The sequence below is a fragment of the Candidatus Pelagibacter bacterium nBUS_49 genome, assembly GCF_051200925.1.
Classification (GTDB): domain Bacteria; phylum Pseudomonadota; class Alphaproteobacteria; order Pelagibacterales; family Pelagibacteraceae; genus Pelagibacter.
This window is the reverse complement of the sequence record NZ_CP172837.1, coordinates 1,283,967-1,300,932: the sequence shown is the minus strand read 5'-3', so window position 1 is coordinate 1,300,932 and position 16,966 is coordinate 1,283,967. Positions and strand designations below refer to the sequence as shown.

24 protein-coding genes are annotated in these 16,966 nt (G+C 28.9%); 16 read left to right on the top strand and 8 right to left on the bottom strand.

The features are described 5' to 3' along the window. Nucleotides 1-43: 43 nt before the first annotated feature. The 9 genes from hemC (at nucleotide 44) to ACIJYF_RS07080 (ending at nucleotide 6,116) form a co-directional block, all read left to right on the top strand. Nucleotides 44-961 carry a hydroxymethylbilane synthase gene (hemC, locus tag ACIJYF_RS07120; RefSeq protein WP_435116440.1) on the top strand — a complete coding sequence of 306 codons (918 nt, stop codon included), beginning with the start codon at nucleotides 44-46 and terminating at the stop codon, nucleotides 959-961. 1 nt (nucleotide 962) lies between these two features. Continuing rightward, nucleotides 963-1,661: a uroporphyrinogen-III synthase gene (locus ACIJYF_RS07115; RefSeq protein ID WP_435116438.1), complete on the top strand. Its 699-nt coding sequence runs from the start codon at nucleotides 963-965 to the stop codon at nucleotides 1,659-1,661. A 2-nt stretch (nucleotides 1,662-1,663) separates the two neighbouring features. Then, on the top strand, nucleotides 1,664-2,749 hold the full coding sequence (locus ACIJYF_RS07110; RefSeq protein WP_435116436.1) for a mechanosensitive ion channel family protein: 1,086 nt from the start codon (nucleotides 1,664-1,666) through the stop codon (nucleotides 2,747-2,749). Next, a complete protein-coding gene (locus ACIJYF_RS07105) occupies nucleotides 2,746-3,036 on the top strand; it encodes a YggT family protein (RefSeq protein WP_435116434.1) in 291 nt (96 codons plus the stop codon). Before ACIJYF_RS07110 ends, ACIJYF_RS07105 begins: the two co-directional genes overlap by 4 nt. Nucleotides 3,037-3,045: 9 nt before the next feature. Continuing rightward, nucleotides 3,046-3,891: a bifunctional methylenetetrahydrofolate dehydrogenase/methenyltetrahydrofolate cyclohydrolase FolD gene (gene folD, locus ACIJYF_RS07100; protein ID WP_435116432.1), complete on the top strand. Its 846-nt coding sequence runs from the start codon at nucleotides 3,046-3,048 to the stop codon at nucleotides 3,889-3,891. Between the two features lie 81 nt (nucleotides 3,892-3,972). After that, on the top strand, nucleotides 3,973-4,176 hold the full coding sequence (locus ACIJYF_RS07095; RefSeq protein ID WP_435116430.1) for a hypothetical protein: 204 nt from the start codon (nucleotides 3,973-3,975) through the stop codon (nucleotides 4,174-4,176). 3 nt (nucleotides 4,177-4,179) lie between these two features. Then, the gene (locus ACIJYF_RS07090) at nucleotides 4,180-4,449 is read left to right on the top strand and encodes an SHOCT domain-containing protein (protein ID WP_435116428.1); all 270 of its coding nucleotides are present in this window, start codon (nucleotides 4,180-4,182) and stop codon (nucleotides 4,447-4,449) included. 10 nt (nucleotides 4,450-4,459) lie between these two features. Next, nucleotides 4,460-5,344, top strand: coding sequence for an alpha/beta fold hydrolase (locus ACIJYF_RS07085; protein WP_435116426.1), 885 nt, complete (start codon nucleotides 4,460-4,462; stop codon nucleotides 5,342-5,344). Then, nucleotides 5,325-6,116: a TauD/TfdA dioxygenase family protein gene (locus tag ACIJYF_RS07080; protein WP_435116424.1), complete on the top strand. Its 792-nt coding sequence runs from the start codon at nucleotides 5,325-5,327 to the stop codon at nucleotides 6,114-6,116. Before ACIJYF_RS07085 ends, ACIJYF_RS07080 begins: the two co-directional genes overlap by 20 nt. 1 nt (nucleotide 6,117) lies before the next feature. On the opposite strand, the gene ACIJYF_RS07075 is transcribed toward ACIJYF_RS07080, so the two are convergent. The 3 genes from ACIJYF_RS07075 to ACIJYF_RS07065 are packed head-to-tail and all read right to left on the bottom strand — an operon-like array spanning nucleotide 6,118 to nucleotide 8,883. Further along, entirely contained in the window at nucleotides 6,118-7,098 is a 981-nt protein-coding gene (locus ACIJYF_RS07075) for an MBL fold metallo-hydrolase (RefSeq protein WP_435116422.1), read from the bottom strand. 8 nt (nucleotides 7,099-7,106) lie between these two features. Beyond that, a complete protein-coding gene (locus tag ACIJYF_RS07070; protein ID WP_435116420.1) occupies nucleotides 7,107-8,171 on the bottom strand; it encodes a PQQ-dependent sugar dehydrogenase in 1,065 nt (354 codons plus the stop codon). 1 nt (nucleotide 8,172) lies between these two features. Further along, nucleotides 8,173-8,883, bottom strand: coding sequence for an SDR family NAD(P)-dependent oxidoreductase (locus ACIJYF_RS07065; RefSeq protein WP_435116418.1), 711 nt, complete (start codon nucleotides 8,881-8,883; stop codon nucleotides 8,173-8,175). Nucleotides 8,884-8,910: 27 nt separating this feature from the next. On the opposite strand from ACIJYF_RS07065, the gene ACIJYF_RS07060 reads away from it, so the two are divergent. Genes ACIJYF_RS07060 through ACIJYF_RS07030 form a run of 7 tightly spaced genes read left to right on the top strand, consistent with a single transcriptional unit; the run spans nucleotide 8,911 to nucleotide 13,124 of the window. Then, nucleotides 8,911-10,401 carry a cryptochrome/photolyase family protein gene (locus ACIJYF_RS07060; RefSeq protein ID WP_435116416.1) on the top strand — a complete coding sequence of 497 codons (1,491 nt, stop codon included), beginning with the start codon at nucleotides 8,911-8,913 and terminating at the stop codon, nucleotides 10,399-10,401. Then, the gene (locus tag ACIJYF_RS07055) at nucleotides 10,401-10,730 is read left to right on the top strand and encodes a hypothetical protein (protein WP_435116414.1); all 330 of its coding nucleotides are present in this window, start codon (nucleotides 10,401-10,403) and stop codon (nucleotides 10,728-10,730) included. Before ACIJYF_RS07060 ends, ACIJYF_RS07055 begins: the two co-directional genes overlap by 1 nt. Before the next feature lies 1 nt (nucleotide 10,731). Next, nucleotides 10,732-10,860 carry a DUF2256 domain-containing protein gene (locus ACIJYF_RS07050; protein ID WP_435085832.1) on the top strand — a complete coding sequence of 43 codons (129 nt, stop codon included), beginning with the start codon at nucleotides 10,732-10,734 and terminating at the stop codon, nucleotides 10,858-10,860. A 6-nt stretch (nucleotides 10,861-10,866) separates the two neighbouring features. Further along, a complete protein-coding gene (locus ACIJYF_RS07045) occupies nucleotides 10,867-11,586 on the top strand; it encodes a type 1 glutamine amidotransferase (protein ID WP_435116412.1) in 720 nt (239 codons plus the stop codon). Further along, the gene (locus tag ACIJYF_RS07040; RefSeq protein ID WP_435116410.1) at nucleotides 11,583-12,254 is read left to right on the top strand and encodes a GNAT family N-acetyltransferase; all 672 of its coding nucleotides are present in this window, start codon (nucleotides 11,583-11,585) and stop codon (nucleotides 12,252-12,254) included. The genes ACIJYF_RS07045 and ACIJYF_RS07040 overlap by 4 nt, the downstream gene beginning before the upstream one ends. Further along, nucleotides 12,254-12,475 (top strand): hypothetical protein, encoded by a 222-nt coding sequence (locus ACIJYF_RS07035; RefSeq protein ID WP_435116408.1) that lies wholly within the window; start codon nucleotides 12,254-12,256, stop codon nucleotides 12,473-12,475. The genes ACIJYF_RS07040 and ACIJYF_RS07035 overlap by 1 nt, the downstream gene beginning before the upstream one ends. Before the next feature lie 40 nt (nucleotides 12,476-12,515). Beyond that, nucleotides 12,516-13,124 (top strand): MarC family protein, encoded by a 609-nt coding sequence (locus ACIJYF_RS07030; protein ID WP_435116406.1) that lies wholly within the window; start codon nucleotides 12,516-12,518, stop codon nucleotides 13,122-13,124. On the opposite strand, the gene ACIJYF_RS07025 is transcribed toward ACIJYF_RS07030, so the two are convergent. From ACIJYF_RS07025 to ACIJYF_RS07005, 5 genes are read right to left on the bottom strand one after another with little or no spacing between them, the layout of a single operon-like run. Then, nucleotides 13,121-14,263, bottom strand: coding sequence for an FAD-binding domain-containing protein (locus ACIJYF_RS07025; RefSeq protein ID WP_435116404.1), 1,143 nt, complete (start codon nucleotides 14,261-14,263; stop codon nucleotides 13,121-13,123). The two genes, ACIJYF_RS07030 and ACIJYF_RS07025, sit on opposite strands and share 4 nt — an antisense overlap. Before the next feature lie 6 nt (nucleotides 14,264-14,269). Further along, nucleotides 14,270-14,650, bottom strand: a complete 381-nt coding sequence (locus tag ACIJYF_RS07020; RefSeq protein ID WP_028036046.1) for a phosphate-starvation-inducible PsiE family protein — start codon at nucleotides 14,648-14,650, stop codon at nucleotides 14,270-14,272. Beyond that, on the bottom strand, nucleotides 14,650-15,108 hold the full coding sequence (locus tag ACIJYF_RS07015) for a hypothetical protein (protein WP_271483912.1): 459 nt from the start codon (nucleotides 15,106-15,108) through the stop codon (nucleotides 14,650-14,652). The genes ACIJYF_RS07020 and ACIJYF_RS07015 overlap by 1 nt, the downstream gene beginning before the upstream one ends. Before the next feature lie 54 nt (nucleotides 15,109-15,162). Further along, nucleotides 15,163-15,780 (bottom strand): DsbA family oxidoreductase, encoded by a 618-nt coding sequence (locus ACIJYF_RS07010; RefSeq protein ID WP_435116402.1) that lies wholly within the window; start codon nucleotides 15,778-15,780, stop codon nucleotides 15,163-15,165. 4 nt (nucleotides 15,781-15,784) lie between these two features. After that, nucleotides 15,785-16,966 (bottom strand): argininosuccinate synthase, encoded by a 1,182-nt coding sequence (locus ACIJYF_RS07005; RefSeq protein WP_435116400.1) that lies wholly within the window; start codon nucleotides 16,964-16,966, stop codon nucleotides 15,785-15,787.

Genomic DNA, 16,966 nt, shown 5'->3' with positions numbered 1-16,966 from the left:
ATTAATTGTACAATCTCAATACAAGTAAGAAATATATTTATTTATGAATAAGAAAATTGTCATTGGATCAAGGGGGAGCAAGCTGGCATTAATATATGCCCAAACTGCTAAAAATAAAATTGTTCAAAATACAGATTTAAATGATGAAGACATAATAATTAAAGAAATAACGACAAAGGGAGACCAGGTTCAAGATAAAAGATTATCAGAAGTGGGTGGAAAAGGTTTGTTCTCAACTAACATAGAAAATGAACTTCAAGATAAAAAAATCGATATAGCTGTTCATGCATTAAAAGATATGCCGGCAAACGAAACTAATGGTTTGAGAACAAATACATTTTTAGAAAGAAATGATCCAAGAGAAATATTAATAACTAAAGATAAAAAGAAACTTAAAGACTTACAAGTTGAAGCAATAATTGGCACTTCATCCTATAGAAGAGAATTTCAAATTAAAAAAATTAGATCTGATCTTAAATGTAAACTTATAAGAGGTAATGTTGATACACGAATTAAAAAACTCAATGACGGTTTGTATGATGCAATAATATTGTCTTATGCGGGAATTAAATCTTTATCAATAGAAGATAAAATTACAGAAATATTTTCTACTCAAGAGGTAATTCCAAGTGCAGGACAAGGAATAATTTCTCTTCAATGTCGAAATGATAATAAAGATATTATTTCAATTTTAGACTCCATTAATGATCAAAAGACATACTTAAGAGCCCATGCTGAAAGAAATGTTCTCAAAGTTTTAGAAGGTGACTGTGAAACGGCTATAGGTGCTCACTCTATTATCGAAGGTGATAAAATTGTTTTAGAAGCCGAACTTTTCTCTTTAGATGGTAAACAGAGATTTTATGAAAAGAAATCTTCAAAAATTGAAAATGCTAAATCACTTGGTGAAGAGGTTGGAAAAATATTAAAAGTTAAATCAAATAATTCTTATAAAAAATAATATGCATATTTTATTAACTAGACCTTTAGAAGATTGTTCTGAAATGATTATAAGATTTAAATCTTTGGGACATGAAGTTTCTCATCTTCCGCTCTTAAGGGTAGATAAACTAGATCATGAAGAGATAAATTTTTCAGATTTTAAAGGGATTATCTTTACAAGTACAAATGCGGTAAAATTTTTAGATCATAAAAATATTGATAAAAATCTTTTATGTTTTTGTGTTGGAAGTGCTACTGAAAAAAAGGCTAGAAGTGTTGGTTTTCAAAATGTAATTGCTGCAGAAGGTAATGTTGCAAATTTAAAAGAGTTGGTTTTGCAAAATTTCAATCAAAAAGATGGAGCTTTAATTTATATAAGTGGTGAAACTGTTTCTGTTGATCTTGATCAACAATTATTGAAAGATGGATATAATGTTAAAAGAGTTATTAATTATCGAACTATTCATAATCAAAACTTCGATGATGAATTTGTTAATCAATTGAAGCTTAAAATGCCTGATATGGTTTATGTTTACTCCCAAAATAGCGCTTTAAGTTTGTTAAATTTTATTAAGATGCATCAATCAGAAAGTCTTTGGATGAATACAAATTTAATGTGTATTGGTGAAAAAACCTCGTCAATATTGAATGAAATTAAGTGGAAGAAGATATTTCTTTTTAATCCTGGAGAAGAAGAGTTTTTGTTATATAAAATTTAGCTATGGAAATAATAAATAATTTTTCTGATACATTCTTATCGGTTTGGAAAAAGGGAATTTTAGGTGTCGATATTTTTCAAATATTAATTGGAATTGGGATATTTTTTATTTTCTTAATTTTTAGAGGATTGATCAGTAAGCTTATCATTAAAAAATTGGAGATAATTTCTAAAAGAACTACCAACAAATTAGACGATACATTTGTTCATGCTCTAGAAGGCCCCGCCAGATTTCTTCCAATTGTTCTTGGTTTTTTTATTGCAAGTTACTATATGACTTTTTCAAGTGATGGTCGTGAAATTGTCGACACTATAAATAGAACATTAATTACAATATTAATTTTTTGGGTCATTCATCAAATCATCGAACCAATTTCTTACATTTTAAGTGGATTAGATAAGTTATTAACAAGAGAGCTAATTGGGTGGATCCTTAAATCTTTAAAAATTTTAATTTTTATTTTAGGACTTGCTGCAGTTTTGGAGTTGTGGGGAATTAAGATTGGACCAATTATTGCTGGGCTTGGTTTATTTGGTGTAGCAGTTGCATTGGGAGCACAAGATTTATTTAAAAATTTAATATCAGGTATTTTAGTTTTAGTTGAAAAAAGATTTAAAATTGGGGACTGGATAGCTGTTGAAGGAATTATCGAAGGTACTGTTGAAAATATTGGTTTCAGATCAACTTCAATAAGAAAATTTGATAAGTCACTTGCGATAATCCCAAATTTTCAGTTTGCAGAAAATGCAGTGGTAAATGTAAGTGAAACTTCTAATTGGAGAATAAGATGGATAATTACTCTTCAATACGACTCGACAATAGATCAACTTAAAAAAGTAAGAGAAGAGATTGAAAATTATATAAACTCAAGTGATGATTTTAATCAATCAGCAGGGGTTGCAGTTAGAATTGAAAAATTTTCAGACAGCTCAATAGATATATTGGTGAGGTGTTTTACCAATTCTAACAGCTGGAGTAACTCACTAGAAGTTAAAGAGAGATTGGCAATTGAAATTAAGCAGATTGTAGAAAAAAATGGAGCCTCTTTTGCTTTCCCAAGTCAGTCGATTTATATCGAAAAAAAATGATAGCTATTTTCTATTTAGTTTTACAAATTTTAAAACTTTATTCTTACGTTGTTATAGCAAATGTATTGATCAGTTGGTTGATTGCTTTTAATGTTTTAAATACTCAAAATAGATTTGTGTATTCTATTTTAGAGTTAACCTACCGTTTAACAGATCCAATTTTATATAGAATTAGACGATTTCTGCCAAACTTGGGCTCTTTAGATATTTCACCAATTATTCTTCTACTATTGATTTGGTTTATTGAAATGTGTATGAAGCTCTACATTGCACCAATGATTTTTTAAGGAAGTAAAATGATATTAATAGATGGAAAAAAAGCAGCAGCTGAACTTAGAGAAGAACTTAAACAAGAAGTGGCTGAATTAAAGACAAAACATAATAAGGTTCCAGGTTTAACAGTAATTCTAATTGGGGACATGGCTCCAAGCCAAATTTATGTTCGCAATAAAGAAAAATCAGCAAATGAAGTAGGTTTAAAATCTGAAGTCATTAAATACCCTGATACAGTTGAAGAGAAAACTGTTTTAGAAAAAATTGAAGAATTGAATAATGATGAAAGTGTATCAGGAATTTTGGTTCAACTTCCACTTCCAAAACACATTGATAAACAAAAAGTAATTGAAACAATTACTCCCTCAAAAGATGTAGATGGTTTTCATCCAATGAATGTAGGAAATTTATCTTCAGGTTATGAGAGTTCAGTGCCTTGCACTCCGCTTGGATGCTATTTAATGATTAAAAAAATTGAACCAAACTTAAGTGGTAAAAAAGCTGTTGTCGTTGGAAGATCAAATCTTAACGGTAAACCTATGACACAACTTCTTCTTAAAGAAAATTGTACAGTAACTATCACACATTCAAGAACAAAAGATTTAAAAGCAGAATGTTTGGAAGCAGATATTATTGTTGCAGCTGTGGGTATCCCAGAACTTGTGAAAGGTGATTGGGTTAAAAAAGATGCAATCGTAATTGATGTTGGAATTAATAAAACTGAAAATGGATTGGTTGGAGACGTTGCATTCGATGAGGTTTCAAAAGTAGCTAAAGCCTTAACTCCTGTTCCGGGTGGAGTAGGACCTATGACGATTGCTTGTTTACTAAAAAATACTGTTGAGTGTTTTAAAAGATCACAAAAATAAACACTTTTTGATTAGTAAGTTTTATTGTCTCAAATAGATAAAACTTCATTAATTTCTTTTTTTATTTGATAGAGTTTTTAAATGAAAAAACCTCCGTATGAATATCGAATTGGAATAATAATGATACTGCTCACCGCAGTTCCAATTGGAGCAACCCAGTTAGGTTGGTATTTGTATGGTAAACAAGTTGGTTTTGACTTTGGTATGATAGCTGGAACTTTTTCTGTAATTTTAGCTGGTTATTTAATGTACCAAAAAGGCTGGCGTGATGAGGATGAAGATTAACTTATGGAAAAATTAATTTTTTTTGGTTTAGCTATTCCAATTCTTGGGTTCGTTTTTTATTTAGGTGGAACAGCCATTATGAAAGGTTTTAAAGCTAAAGTTGATAACAGACCTGTTAATCCTGAAGAAAAAGAGGAAAATGAAACTCAAGTTTCTTCACCAACCGCTAATGACCTAAGTGACGAAATTAGCAAATTAAATGAATTACATAAAAGTGGAGTTTTAACTCAAGAAGAATTTGAAAAGGCGAAAAGTAAACTATTGAATAACTAATAGCTTAATTATGTTTAGTGGATTTACAAAAAAATTTATAAAAGTAAATAAAGGAAAAATTTTTTGTAGATTTAAAGGAAGCGGTCCTCCCTTATTGTTACTTCACGGTTACCCTCAAACACATGCAATGTGGCATAAAACTGCCCCAGAACTCAGTAAATATTTTACCGTGATAGTTGCTGATCTTAGAGGATATGGAGATAGTTTTGTTTTATCAGGTGGAATTAATCATAAAAATTATTCCAAAAGAGAAATGGCTAAAGATATGGTTCAGTTAATGAGTAAACTGAGTTTTAAAAAATTTTATGTTGTAGGTCATGATAGGGGTGGAAGAGTTGCACACAGAATGGCAAGGGATTTTAGAGGTAAAATCTTAGCTTTGAGTGTGTTAGATATTTGTCCCACTCTAGATATGTACGAGCATACAGATATGAAATTTGCAAAGGGATATTTTCATTGGTTTTATTTAATACAACCAGCACCTCTTCCAGAGAAAATGATAATGGCAGATCCTAAAAAATGGTTAAAAAGTCGTTTTAATAGATCATCCAAATTTGCGATTGGAAGAATTGAAGATGAATATTTAAGAGCCTTTAAGCAAAAAAAAAGAATTCATGCAACATGTGAGGATTACAGAGCTGCAGCGACTATAGACTTAGAACACGATAAAAAAGATAGAAAAAAAAAATTGAATATTCCTATTCAAGTTCTTTGGGGAAAAAACGGTGTCGTTGGAAAACAATTTAATTCAATTAAAATTTGGCAAAAATACACAAATAAAAAAGTATATGGTATAGAGGTTAATTCAGATCATTTCATTCCAGAAGAAAGTCCCAAGCAAACCATAAATCACCTAAAAAAATTTTTTTTAAAAAATGTTAAAAATAAAACCTAATAAAAAAAATATTGGCGCAGAAATAGTTGTAAATTTAAAAGAAATTACAAATAAAGAAATTTTAAAAATTAAGAGCGCGCTTAAAAAGTATGGGATGGTATATTTTAAACAACAAAAATTAACTACTAAACTTTATATAAAATTTGCTAAATATTTTGGAAAATTAGCAAACTATCCAAGATTGAAAGGTTTAAATAAGAAATTTCCTCAAATTACTGTAGTTCAAAGAAAATCAATTGATAAAGGCCCAAGTTTTGGTGAACAATTTCATACAGATTCAATTTATACAAAAAATCCTCCAAGATTTACGATGTTATTGTCAAAACTTGTGCCAAAAAAAGGAAAAGCTAATACAGAATTTAGTTCTCAATATCTTGCTTATAAAGAATTACCAAATTCAATTAAAAAAAAATTTAAAAATCTTAAAGGCAATTACTCGTCTGAGGGTCCAATTTCGGTTACAACAAAAGAAAGAGTAAAAGAAAAAGGAAAAGATATTAAGGAACTTAAATCATCACACAAAATAATAAGGAAAATTAGTTCAAATTATTCGATTTATTGTAGCCCAGGACATTTTATTGATTTTAGTTCAGAGATAAAAAATAAGGAGAAATTAAAAAAATTTTTATTTAATCATCAAATAAAAAAGAAATTCCAATTTTCATTGGAGTGGGAAAAAGATCAATTGGCAATATGGGATAATAGATCTATACTTCACCAAGCTACTCCTTTTAAAGGAAATAGGATAATGCACAGAATAACAATACTATAGTTTAAAATAACTCTTTGAAGGATCTTATTTCACCAATATTAAATGTGATTGCATCTTCCTTTTTAAATCCATAATTTTCCGCATTATCTTTAAATCGAGTAGGTGGATCCATAATAGGTTCTAGAGATAAAACAAAAGTTCCCCAGTGAGTTCCTAAAACTTTTTTACTTTTTAAATCTTGTGCAATATTAAGAGCTTCTTCAGGAGTTGTGTGATAAATGGATTTATCAAACATTGGTCTAAAATCATATGCTCCAATGTTAATCATTGATAAATCGATTGGACCATATTTTTCCCCAAGGTCTTTATAGATGTTTCCATATCCAGTATCACACGCAAAAAATATCTTTTTATTTTTATATTCAATTAGAAAATTTCCCCACAATGTTTTGTTTGTATCTGTTAAACTTCTCTTAGACCAATGGACTGCAGGCAATAATGTAATTTTTAAATCATTATTAACTTGTATTTCGTCATACCAGTCCATTTCGTTAACATCTTTGTATTTTTTGAAATATTTACCAAGTTTAAGAGGAAGCAATACCTTTGCATCTTTATAAGGAAATCCTCTAATAGTCGACATATCCTGGTGGTCATAATGATTATGAGTAAGCAGAAATACATCCGTTTTTGGAATTTCTTTTAATTCAATACCTGGCTCAACATATCTTTTTGGACCAAATATTAAAGGTCCTGCATTTTTTGAAAAAACTGGATCTGTAATAATTGTTGTTTCACCTAATTTAATTAAGAATGTAGCATGCCCTATCCAAGCAATATAATCATCATCTTTAAATTTCTCTAAATTTTCTTTAACAATTTTTTTATCGATGACATGATCTTTTGGAACAGTAATATCAATTTTCTTTTTTTCTTTAATAAATGTTCTATAGGAAAATTTTACATCATTTGCTCTAACTGGAGATCCTTCAGGATTCCTAAAGGTTCCATCTGGAAGATGGTGGTAAGGTTTTTTTTCCATATCTATAATTAATTATTTTTTTCCATTAACCATAATTTATCTCCTGCTAGAAAATAAATTTTTCCGTTGTTTGGATGTACTTGAATATCTCTAATTCTTCCTATTTTATTTTTAAAAATAACTTCTTCACTTATGTTAGATATATTATTAAAAATTATTTTTCTTAAGGATTTATCTTTAAGTGAGGTTATTAAAGCATGTCCATTCCATTCTTTAAACTCATTTCCTTTATAAATAGTTATTGCACTAGTAGCAATTGAGGGCACCCAGTATTGAATAGCTTTAGTATAGCCTGGCTTCCATTTTGGCCCTATTTTAGTACCTGAATAGTTCTTCCCACCCCATCCTAATATCTTCCAACCATATTTTTCTCCTTTTTTTGCTTCACCAAACCAGTCACCACCTCTTGCTCCATGGTTACTTAAATAAATTTTTTCATCATAAGGGGATAGTGCTAATCCCTGTGGGTTTCTAACACCTATTTGATAAATTTCTGGCAACCAATCTGATTTACCCTCAAACTTTGGATTATCTTTTGGAATACTACCGTCAGTATGAATTCTTATAATGCTACCAGGGTGTTTTGTGGGATCTTGCGCAATCATTCCCATTCCTCTTTCACCAGCTGAAGCATAAAGATATTTACCTTTTATCGCTAATCTAGAGCCAAAATGATAGCCCGAGTCTATAGGAGGATTTGCTTGAAATATATTTTTAAAATTTAATTCTTTTTTATTTAATACCGCTTTAGCAATTGAAGTACTTGTTTTTTTGTTACCTCTATTTTCAGAATACGACACCCAAACACTATTATCTTGGTAAATAATATCTAATAATCCACCTTGTCCAACATTTAAAAAATTCAAGTTGTGCTCAACTTCAAATATATTTTTTGAATTAATATTAACTATTTTTATTTTTCCATTTTTCTCAGTTATAATTATTTCATTATTGCTAATGAATGTAGAGCCCCAAGGTTCATCTAATTCTGTAATTTTGGTTAAAGAATAATCATCAGAATAGCTTAATGAAGAAAAAAAGATAAAAAAAATTAATAAAAAATATTTTCTCACCCTAAGATAGTTTTGATCTACCACCGTCAACTGCAATAATTTGACCTGTTACCCAGGAACTATCTTCAGAAATTAAAAACTTTGCAAGAGAAGCAGAGTCTTTCCCTTCACCCAATCTTTTTAGTGGATGAGCTTTTGCAATACCTTCTGCTATCGTAGTATTTTTAAGCATGGGTTCAGCAATTTTTGATTTTGTTAAACTTGGAGCAATACAATTCACTCTTATGTTTGGGGCAAATTCTGCTGCTAGCGATACCGTTAACCCTTCAACGGCAGCTTTAGCTGATGCAATAATTGCATGGTTTGTAAACCCTCTTTGAGCTGCAACTGTTGAAAATAAAACAATAGAACCCTTGTTTTTTTTTAAACTTTCTTGATATCCTTTAATAGCCTCTACAGCCGAATAAAGATTTAATTTCATGCATTTATTAAAATCTTGTTCAGTAATCATTCTTAATGGCTTCAAATCAATTGAACCAACGCAGTATGCAAATCCCTTTATCTCAGAAACGTCTGCTTTAACTTTTTCAATAAAATCTTCTTCCAAAACATCAGCAACTGTAAATGTACAACCTAATTTTTCTGCAATAGAACTTACTTCACTTTCATTTCTTGCAATTAAGTGAATATCATTTCCAGAATTTTTTAATTGTTCAGCTAGACTTGAGCCAATAGAACCTGTCGCACCAAAGATTAGATATTTTTCTGACATAAATTTTATTATTAGTTATATTTAATTATGAAATTATTTTTTATACTTGGTAATCAGTTATTTCCATTAAAATACTTAGACCGCTTCAAAAAGGATCATGTATTTTTTATGGCGGAAGATAATGGATTATGCACTTATGAAAAACATCATAAGCAAAAAATCCTACTATTCCTATCTTCTATGCGTTCTTATGCAGACAATTTAAAGAAAAATAAACTAAAATTAGATTATCTTAAAATTGAAGATAAGGATTTCAAAGATGATTATTTCAAAAAGCTAAAAAAAATAATTATTAAAAATAAAATTACAGAGATTTCAAGTTTTGAAGTTGAAGATAAATTTTTTGAAAAAAAAATTAAAGAGTTTTTAAAAAAAGAAAAAATTAATTGGAATATTGTTCAAACTCCAATGTTTTTAAACTCAAGAGATGAGTTTAAAAGTTATTTAGGAAAATCAAAAAAGCCATTTATGGCAACGTTCTACAAAGAAGTTAGGAGAAAATCTGGAATTTTAATGGGTGCAGACGGAAACCCAATTGGTGGTAAGTGGAGTTTTGACGAAGATAATAGAAATAAATTACCCAAAGATATTTCAATCCCAAAATTTCCGAAGATTACTGAAACTACTCATACAAAAAAATTAAAACCAATAATTGAAAAATTATTCAAAGACCATCCTGGAAGTACTGGTAATTTTTGGTTAGCAACAGAATATGATGATGTTGTTAAACTTTTAAATTTTTTTATAAAAGAAAAATCAAATTTATTTGGTGATTATGAAGATGCCGTTAATCAAAAAGATAATATTTTATTTCACAGTGCTCTAAGTCCTTATATTAATTTAGGTCTGATCACCCCTGAATTTATTATTCAAAAAATTTTGGATTCTCATAAGAAAAATAAAATAAGAATGAACTCGCTTGAGGGATATATTCGTCAGGTAATTGGATGGCGGGAGTTTATGAGAGGTATTTACCAAAGCTATTCTGATGAAATGGAAACTAAAAACTTTTTTAAACAAAATAGAAAAATGAAGAACTCTTGGTATGATGGAACTACAGGTCTACCACCTTTGGATCATGCTATTAAAAATGCAGCAGAATATGGTTGGTCTCATCATATTGAAAGGTTAATGATTCTATCAAATATAATGAACCTTTGTGAAGTAAAACCAACTTATGTTTATAAATGGTTTATGGAGATGTTTGTAGACTCTTCTGATTGGGTGATGGTTCCAAATGTTTATGGGATGGGTTTATTTAGTGATGGTGGAATTTTTGCAACCAAACCTTATATCTGTGGATCTGCTTATTTTATGAAAATGATGGATTTTAAAAAAGGTGATTGGTGTAGTACGATGGATGGTTTGTATTGGAGGTTTATTGATCGAAATAGAAAGTTCTTTTTAACAAATCCAAGATTATCAATGATGGTTCGTATTTTTGATAAAATGAAAGATGAAAGAAAAAAAATGATTTTATCTGAAGCAGACAAATTCATAAAATTAAATACTGCATAATGTATATTTCAATAACAGGTATAAAAACCAAAAGTTTTTTTGGAATGCTAAAATTTATGAGATATACGCTACCAAGTTTCACTGCAGCAAGAAAAGCAAATGGTAATTTGTTTTGTGATTCAAAAAAGATTAATAATTATTATCACACCTTAACAGCTTGGGAGAATAGGAGTAAAATGATGGATTACTTAAGAGGAAAGCATCATTCATTAGCTATGAAAAATTTTAGATCTATTGGAACTGGTTCTGTTTATGGATATGAGGATGACCTCATCCCTAGTTGGGAAGATGCACTAAAAAAATGGAAAGAAAATTTTAAAGAAATTTAAATTGAAAAAAGAAAATCTTCCCTCAAAAATTTGCCCTGTATGTAAAAGACCTTTTGTTTGGCGTAAAAAATGGAAGTTAAATTGGGATAGAGTAAAATATTGCTCTAAGAAGTGCTCTAAGTTAAGCTAAACTTTAGTGGATATAATTGTTTTACAACATATTAAAATTGAAGATCCTGGCTATATTAAGGATTTAATGTTGGCTGATGGAGTCAAGTTAACCACTATTGAACTTGATGAAGGTGAAAAAATTCCAAATAATCTAAGTAAATTTGATGGAATGTTTTGTATGGGTGGCCCAATGGATACTTATATGGAAAAAGAATATCCTTGGTTAATTGAAGAAAAAAAAGCAATTAAAGAATTTGTTATCAATTTAAAAAAACCTTACTTAGGTTTTTGTCTTGGTTGTCAGTTATTAGGTGAAGTAGTAGGTGGTAAAGTAGTTAAATCTAGTACGCCAGAAATTGGAATTATGGATATCAACTTTAACAAAGAAAGAGATAAGGATAATTTTTTTTCAAAATTTCCAGAACAAATCAAAAGTTTACAATGGCATTCATATGAGGTGCAGGGAATAGAAAATAATAAAGATGTAACTTTGTTAGCATCGTCTCCTGTAACTAAGTATCAAATTTTTAAATACCAAAACCACGCTTATGGAATTCAATTTCACATAGAAATTAAAGGTACCACAGTTAATGAGTGGGGTTGTGTTCCGGAATATAAAAAAGCCCTTGAAGATCAGTTGGGAGAGGGTGCTTTGGAAAAATTTGACAATGCAGCAAAAGATAATATGTCTGATATGAATAATTATTCTAAGACTCTTTATGATAATTTTAAAAAGATGTTATGATCAAACTAAAACTAGGCCCCAAAGTAAAATTTAAAAAAGCAAAGCTGCCAATAAAAAAAAGATTGGTTGGTAATTATACAATCCTTGAGCCTTTAAGCGTCAGCAAACATGCAAAAGATCTATATTTAGAATATTCAAAAGATAAAAAGAATATAATTTGGACATACTTACCTTACGGTCCATTTAGAGCTTATTTAAGTTTTATAAATTGGCTTAAATCATTATGTTTAAACAAAGATCCTTTTTTTTATGCAATTTATTCTAAGAGACATAAGAAATATTGTGGGATGGCAAGTTATTTAAGAATTGAGCCTGATCATGGTTCAATTGAAGTTGGACATATAAATTATTCTCCTCTTTTACAAAATTCAGTTGAGGGAACTGAAACAATGTATTTGATGATGAAAAATGCCTTTGATGTTTTGGGAAACAGAAGATACGAGTGGAAATGTAATAATTTAAATTCAGCCTCAAAAAAAGCAGCTTTAAGGTTAGGTTTTAGATTTGAAGGTGTGTTTAGACAGATGTTTATTTTCAAAGGTAGAAGTAGAGACTCAGCTTGGTTTTCGATTTTAGATAAAGAATGGCCAAGAAATAAAAAAAGATTTTTAAATTATTTAAAAAAAATAAATTTTGATAAAAACTTTAAACAAATAAAAAAATTATAATGAGTAATAAATTTTTTGAATGGGCAGGTGTGACTACTGCTATTTTATATTCGTTGTTTGTTGCATTAAATATTGGAATAGAATTTTTTGGCTTCTGCTTATTGCTTTTATCAGCGATATTGATTGGAATTTGGGCCTATAGAGGAGGCCATAAAGGAATACTTTTGTTGCAATTTTTTTATGCAACAGCTGGTATTATTGGAATGATACGTTGGTTTTAATTTAAATTGTAATAATATTTTAAAAAGATAAATAAACCACATGTCTGAAATTTTTATTCAAACTTTTTTCTTATATTTTATCGTTATTGATCCGTTGGGGAATACTCCATTATTTTTGAGTATCACTCAACATATGGAGACAAAACAAAAAATTAAAGTAGCAGTTAGCGCAACTATAATAGCAACAATTATATTGTTATTCTTTGCGTTACTTGGAAGCTCACTGTTAAGCTATTTACATATTTCTTACCCAGCTTTTACAATAGGAGGTGGAATTATTTTATTGATAATTGCAATTGAAATGTTGTTTGATAAGCGCCAACAAAGAAAAGGAGAAGATATAGATCTTAATTCTGATAATATTAGTATTTTTCCATTAGCAACACCTATTATTGCTGGTCCTGCAGCTATTACCTCAGTAATTGTCTCTGTTTCAGATATTGGAATTAATTTTACAAATCAATCAGTAGGAATGTTTTCATTAGTAATTGTTTTATTTTTAACTTTTATAATTTTTTTTATAGCTTCAAAGTTTTCTAAAATAATAAATAAAAAAATAATTGGTGTTATCTCAAGAGTGGTAGCTATTATTCTTGTAGGATTAAGTGTTCAGTATATTTTAGACGGTATTAAAACCTTTTTAGCTTAATTAAATTTAGCAATAATTTTTGGAATATAATTTTTAAAGTTAAAAAAACCTTTATTGCAATATTGCCAAGAAAACTGGTCTAATTTTCTATATAATAATTTGATATTGTTTAAATTATTGTTCTGAATAAAATCAAAATTTTCACCAACAGTAGGATAAAGACCATAAACATTTTCAGCAATATTCTTTAAATCACTAATGTTAATAATCTCGCAGTTAATTGATTTTTCCTCTAACCTTGTTTTTTGATCTTTTAAAAGATCAGCTTTAAATTTCAATACTTTTTCACTTAATTTAATGGCTCTATTTGTATTATTTAAGACTAACAAAATTTTTTTAAATTTATGCTCTTTAAAATCAGAAAATTCAAAAGCCATATTATTTTCAAATATTAACAAAGTTTGATCCTCTAAAATTTCAGAATTTAAAAAATCTTTTTTAATTACTGAAAAATTTTTATCACTGAATATTGGTGTGGCATTCTCATTAAGCTTTATGTTTTGAAATCTATTGTTAGTAAATTTATTTATATTCCATTCACTTGCCAGATAATGTTTACCTTGAGTTTGAACCCCAGCTACCCACCTCCAGCCAAGTGTATTCGATGCAGCATCACCATCATAAAGATGTTGCATAAAAAATTCTGCACCTAGCTGCCACGGTAGTTCTAGTGTAAATATCCAAATACTAGCAAACCACATTCTAGTATGGTTATGGAGGTAGTTGTTTTCTTTAAGTTCAGCTACCCATTGATTGAAGCAGTCTATGTCTGTTTTTCCCTTAATAGCATCTAAATAATTTTGATTGTTTTTAAATTGATTTCTAACATTATCTAATTCTATTAGATAATCCGACCAAACATTTGGTCTTAGTTCAAGCCAACCTTTCCAATAAGTTCGCCATAAAACCTCTTGAATAAATTTTTCATTCTTTGCAAATGAAAATTTTTTAAGAGATTTATCAATTACTTCTAATTCATTTATTACTCCGTGTGCTATGTATGGAGATAGACAGGAAATATTTGATCTATTACTAGGTCCAAAATCAAAATTTCTTAGCTTTGAATAATCAACTAAATTATTTTCTACAAAATTATTTAATTTATCAACAGCCTTAGCCCTTGAGGCTTCAAACATCATATTAAATTATTTTGATTTTTTTCTTTTTAGACCCAATTTATCACTGTGCCTTAATCTTAGAATTACAATTGCAGCCGCAATAAGAACTATTGCAACAGCCTCATAAACTAATGCTGTTGGGTCCATTTCTTTTCCTTGTAATATTATAAATCTTGCTAGAGCTGTGATGGCAATTAATAGAGGTAGAGTTATACTGATTGACTGTTGATCCCAAAATACTCTTACCATTGCAAGAACTTCTAAATATAGAAACATTAAAAGCAAATCAGCCAATGTTACTGATTGGTTAAGAAACATATTCTTAATTTCCATACCAACAGCAATTACTGTGCTTATTAAAATAATACACATTAATGCAAGCTGTAAGTTTTTTGCTATTTTTTCCATTACTTATCTTTACTAAATGGAAGCCATTTTTCAAACACCGATTTAGATGGTCCATCATAAGGAATAGAATAAGAACTTGGATTAGGGCTAGTTAATACCTCAATTCCTTTAGAGAATACAAAAATGAATACTACGACAAAAACAATTACCATTATTTTAAAGGGGTCAAAGTTTTTTGTTTGAAAGACACTGCTAGATTTTTCTTCTGCTTTATGAAAATGCTTAAAGGTCATGTAGACTGCAAATATTAAACCGATATGTGCAATATAAAGCCCCGCCCAACCAAATGCAAAAGTTGTATAAGAAAAAATATATAAGCTAAAAACTGTTGTCCATATAAAACTTAAAACTAACAAAATTTGTAATCTTACAGATCTTGGCAAAGATCTTAGATCATTTTTACTGTCATCGAATAAAATATTTGCTGCATCTACCATCCAGTTTTTTAGTGATTCCATGGGACTAAGTTATAATTTTTTAAAATTATAACAATTGTTAAATTGTCCTAAATATTAGTTTAAATTTGCTTTAATAACGTTTTCTAATTGAATTGAGCTTTGAGCACCTGAAATAAAATCTTTTCCTATCTCAAAAAAAGGAACGCCACTGATATTTTTCTCTTTAGCTGTAGATAGTTTTGAATTTATAAGTTCAATATTTTTCTCATTAATGAAATCTTTAAAAATATTTTCTGCAATATAATTTTCCTTAGCAATATCAATCAAGACATTGATATCTCCAATATCAAGTCCATTAATAAAATATGATTGATATATTTTTTCTTTAATTTCATTCTGTAAATTGAATTGTTCACTTAAAATAATCAATAAATGAGAAAGGATAGTATTAGGAGTTTTTTTTATTTTATCTAAATTTAAATTAATACCAGACTCGTTTCCTTTCAATCTCATATTTTCATACATGGGTGTAGCATTATCTTTTCCACCAAATTTTATTTCTAAATATTTATCTCTAGAAATTCCCTCAATTGGCATATCCGGGTTTAATTGAAATGGAATATGTTTAATATCAAACTTTACTTTTGGAAATTTTTTTAAGGCAGTATTCAAATTTCTGTGCCCAATAAAACACCATCCACAAATAGTGTCTGCAAAAACATTTATTTTCATTAATTTAAGAACGAAGTTTTTTTTTATGAAAGTTAATAAATCTTTCAACATTAGATTTATTAAATGTTTTATTTTCTTCAAAAGAAACTTTTTTCATTGAATAAGCAGAGCTTTTAGTTTGTCTCGATTCTATTGTTATGTTTCCTTTATAAAGTTTTAGTTTAACTGAACCATTTACTTTATTCTTTTTAAGATCTACAATTTTTTGAAGTTTAAATCTTTCTTTTGAATACCAATATCCGTTATAAATTAACTCTGCATATCTTGGCATTACCTTATCTTTTTTGTGCATTGTTTCCTTATCTAAAGTAACAGATTCAATTGCTCTATGTGCGTGCATTAACAATGTACCTCCTGGAGTTTCGTATACTCCTCTAGATTTAATTCCAATAAATCTATTCTCAACCAAATCAACTCTTCCAATTCCATTATTCCCTCCAAGCTGATTAAGTTTTTCCAATAATTTTGCTGGAGAAAGTTTTTTCCCATTTATACCGAATGGATCACCATTTTTAAAATTGATAGTTACAAAGCTTGGTTTATTAGGAGCTTTTTCAGGTGAAACGGATCTTTGAAATATGAACTCAGGTGCTGAATTTTTTGGATTTTCTAATACCTTACCTTCTGTTGAAGTATGAAATAAATTATCATCAATTGAAAAAGGAGGAGCTCCTTTTTTATCCTTTGGAATAGATATCCCATGTTTTTTTGCGTAATTAATAAGATCTGTTCTTGATTTTAATTTCCAAATTCTCCATGGAGCAATAATTTTTATACTGGGTCCAAAGTAATGATATCCCAATTCAAATCGAACCTGATCATTCCCTTTTCCAGTTGCTCCATGTGAAACTGCATAAGCTTTAAATTTTTTAGCAACTCTAATTTGATCTTTTGCAATAAGTGGTCTTGCTATTGATGTACCTAATAAATAAACGCCTTCATAAATCGCATGACCTCTGATCATTGGATATACATAATCTTTGACGAATGTATCTTTTAAATCTTTAATTATAATATTTTTAACTCCAAATTTTTTTGCATTTGTTATAATTTTTTTTCTATCAATTTCTTGACCTACATCTGCAGTGTAACAAATTACTTCTGCATCATAATTTTCCTGAAGCCATTTTAAAATAATGGAAGTATCGAGACCCCCAGAATAGGCTAAAACAATTTTTTTCTTCAT

Bases quoted from the DNA above. Each gene is read 5' to 3' on its own strand.
- ACIJYF_RS07005 (WP_435116400.1), bottom strand. From the start codon at position 16,966: ATGAAGAAAAAAATTGTTTTAGCCTATTCTGGGGGTCTCGATACTTCC.
- hemC (WP_435116440.1), top strand. From the start codon at position 44: ATGAATAAGAAAATTGTCATTGGATCAAGGGGGAGCAAGCTGGCATTA.
- ACIJYF_RS07060 (WP_435116416.1), top strand. From the start codon at position 8,911: ATGAAATTATTTTTTATACTTGGTAATCAGTTATTTCCATTAAAATAC.
- ACIJYF_RS07035 (WP_435116408.1), top strand. From the start codon at position 12,254: ATGAGTAATAAATTTTTTGAATGGGCAGGTGTGACTACTGCTATTTTA.
- ACIJYF_RS07015 (WP_271483912.1), bottom strand. From the start codon at position 15,108: ATGGAATCACTAAAAAACTGGATGGTAGATGCAGCAAATATTTTATTC.
- ACIJYF_RS07115 (WP_435116438.1), top strand. From the start codon at position 963: ATGCATATTTTATTAACTAGACCTTTAGAAGATTGTTCTGAAATGATT.
- ACIJYF_RS07025 (WP_435116404.1), bottom strand. From the start codon at position 14,263: ATGATGTTTGAAGCCTCAAGGGCTAAGGCTGTTGATAAATTAAATAAT.
- ACIJYF_RS07040 (WP_435116410.1), top strand. From the start codon at position 11,583: ATGATCAAACTAAAACTAGGCCCCAAAGTAAAATTTAAAAAAGCAAAG.
- ACIJYF_RS07080 (WP_435116424.1), top strand. From the start codon at position 5,325: ATGTTAAAAATAAAACCTAATAAAAAAAATATTGGCGCAGAAATAGTT.
- ACIJYF_RS07085 (WP_435116426.1), top strand. From the start codon at position 4,460: ATGTTTAGTGGATTTACAAAAAAATTTATAAAAGTAAATAAAGGAAAA.
- ACIJYF_RS07090 (WP_435116428.1), top strand. From the start codon at position 4,180: ATGGAAAAATTAATTTTTTTTGGTTTAGCTATTCCAATTCTTGGGTTC.
- ACIJYF_RS07055 (WP_435116414.1), top strand. From the start codon at position 10,401: ATGTATATTTCAATAACAGGTATAAAAACCAAAAGTTTTTTTGGAATG.
- ACIJYF_RS07065 (WP_435116418.1), bottom strand. From the start codon at position 8,883: ATGTCAGAAAAATATCTAATCTTTGGTGCGACAGGTTCTATTGGCTCA.
- folD (WP_435116432.1), top strand. From the start codon at position 3,046: ATGATATTAATAGATGGAAAAAAAGCAGCAGCTGAACTTAGAGAAGAA.
- ACIJYF_RS07010 (WP_435116402.1), bottom strand. From the start codon at position 15,780: ATGAAAATAAATGTTTTTGCAGACACTATTTGTGGATGGTGTTTTATT.
- ACIJYF_RS07020 (WP_028036046.1), bottom strand. From the start codon at position 14,650: ATGGAAAAAATAGCAAAAAACTTACAGCTTGCATTAATGTGTATTATT.
- ACIJYF_RS07030 (WP_435116406.1), top strand. From the start codon at position 12,516: ATGTCTGAAATTTTTATTCAAACTTTTTTCTTATATTTTATCGTTATT.
- ACIJYF_RS07075 (WP_435116422.1), bottom strand. From the start codon at position 7,098: ATGGAAAAAAAACCTTACCACCATCTTCCAGATGGAACCTTTAGGAAT.
- ACIJYF_RS07110 (WP_435116436.1), top strand. From the start codon at position 1,664: ATGGAAATAATAAATAATTTTTCTGATACATTCTTATCGGTTTGGAAA.
- ACIJYF_RS07095 (WP_435116430.1), top strand. From the start codon at position 3,973: ATGAAAAAACCTCCGTATGAATATCGAATTGGAATAATAATGATACTG.
- ACIJYF_RS07105 (WP_435116434.1), top strand. From the start codon at position 2,746: ATGATAGCTATTTTCTATTTAGTTTTACAAATTTTAAAACTTTATTCT.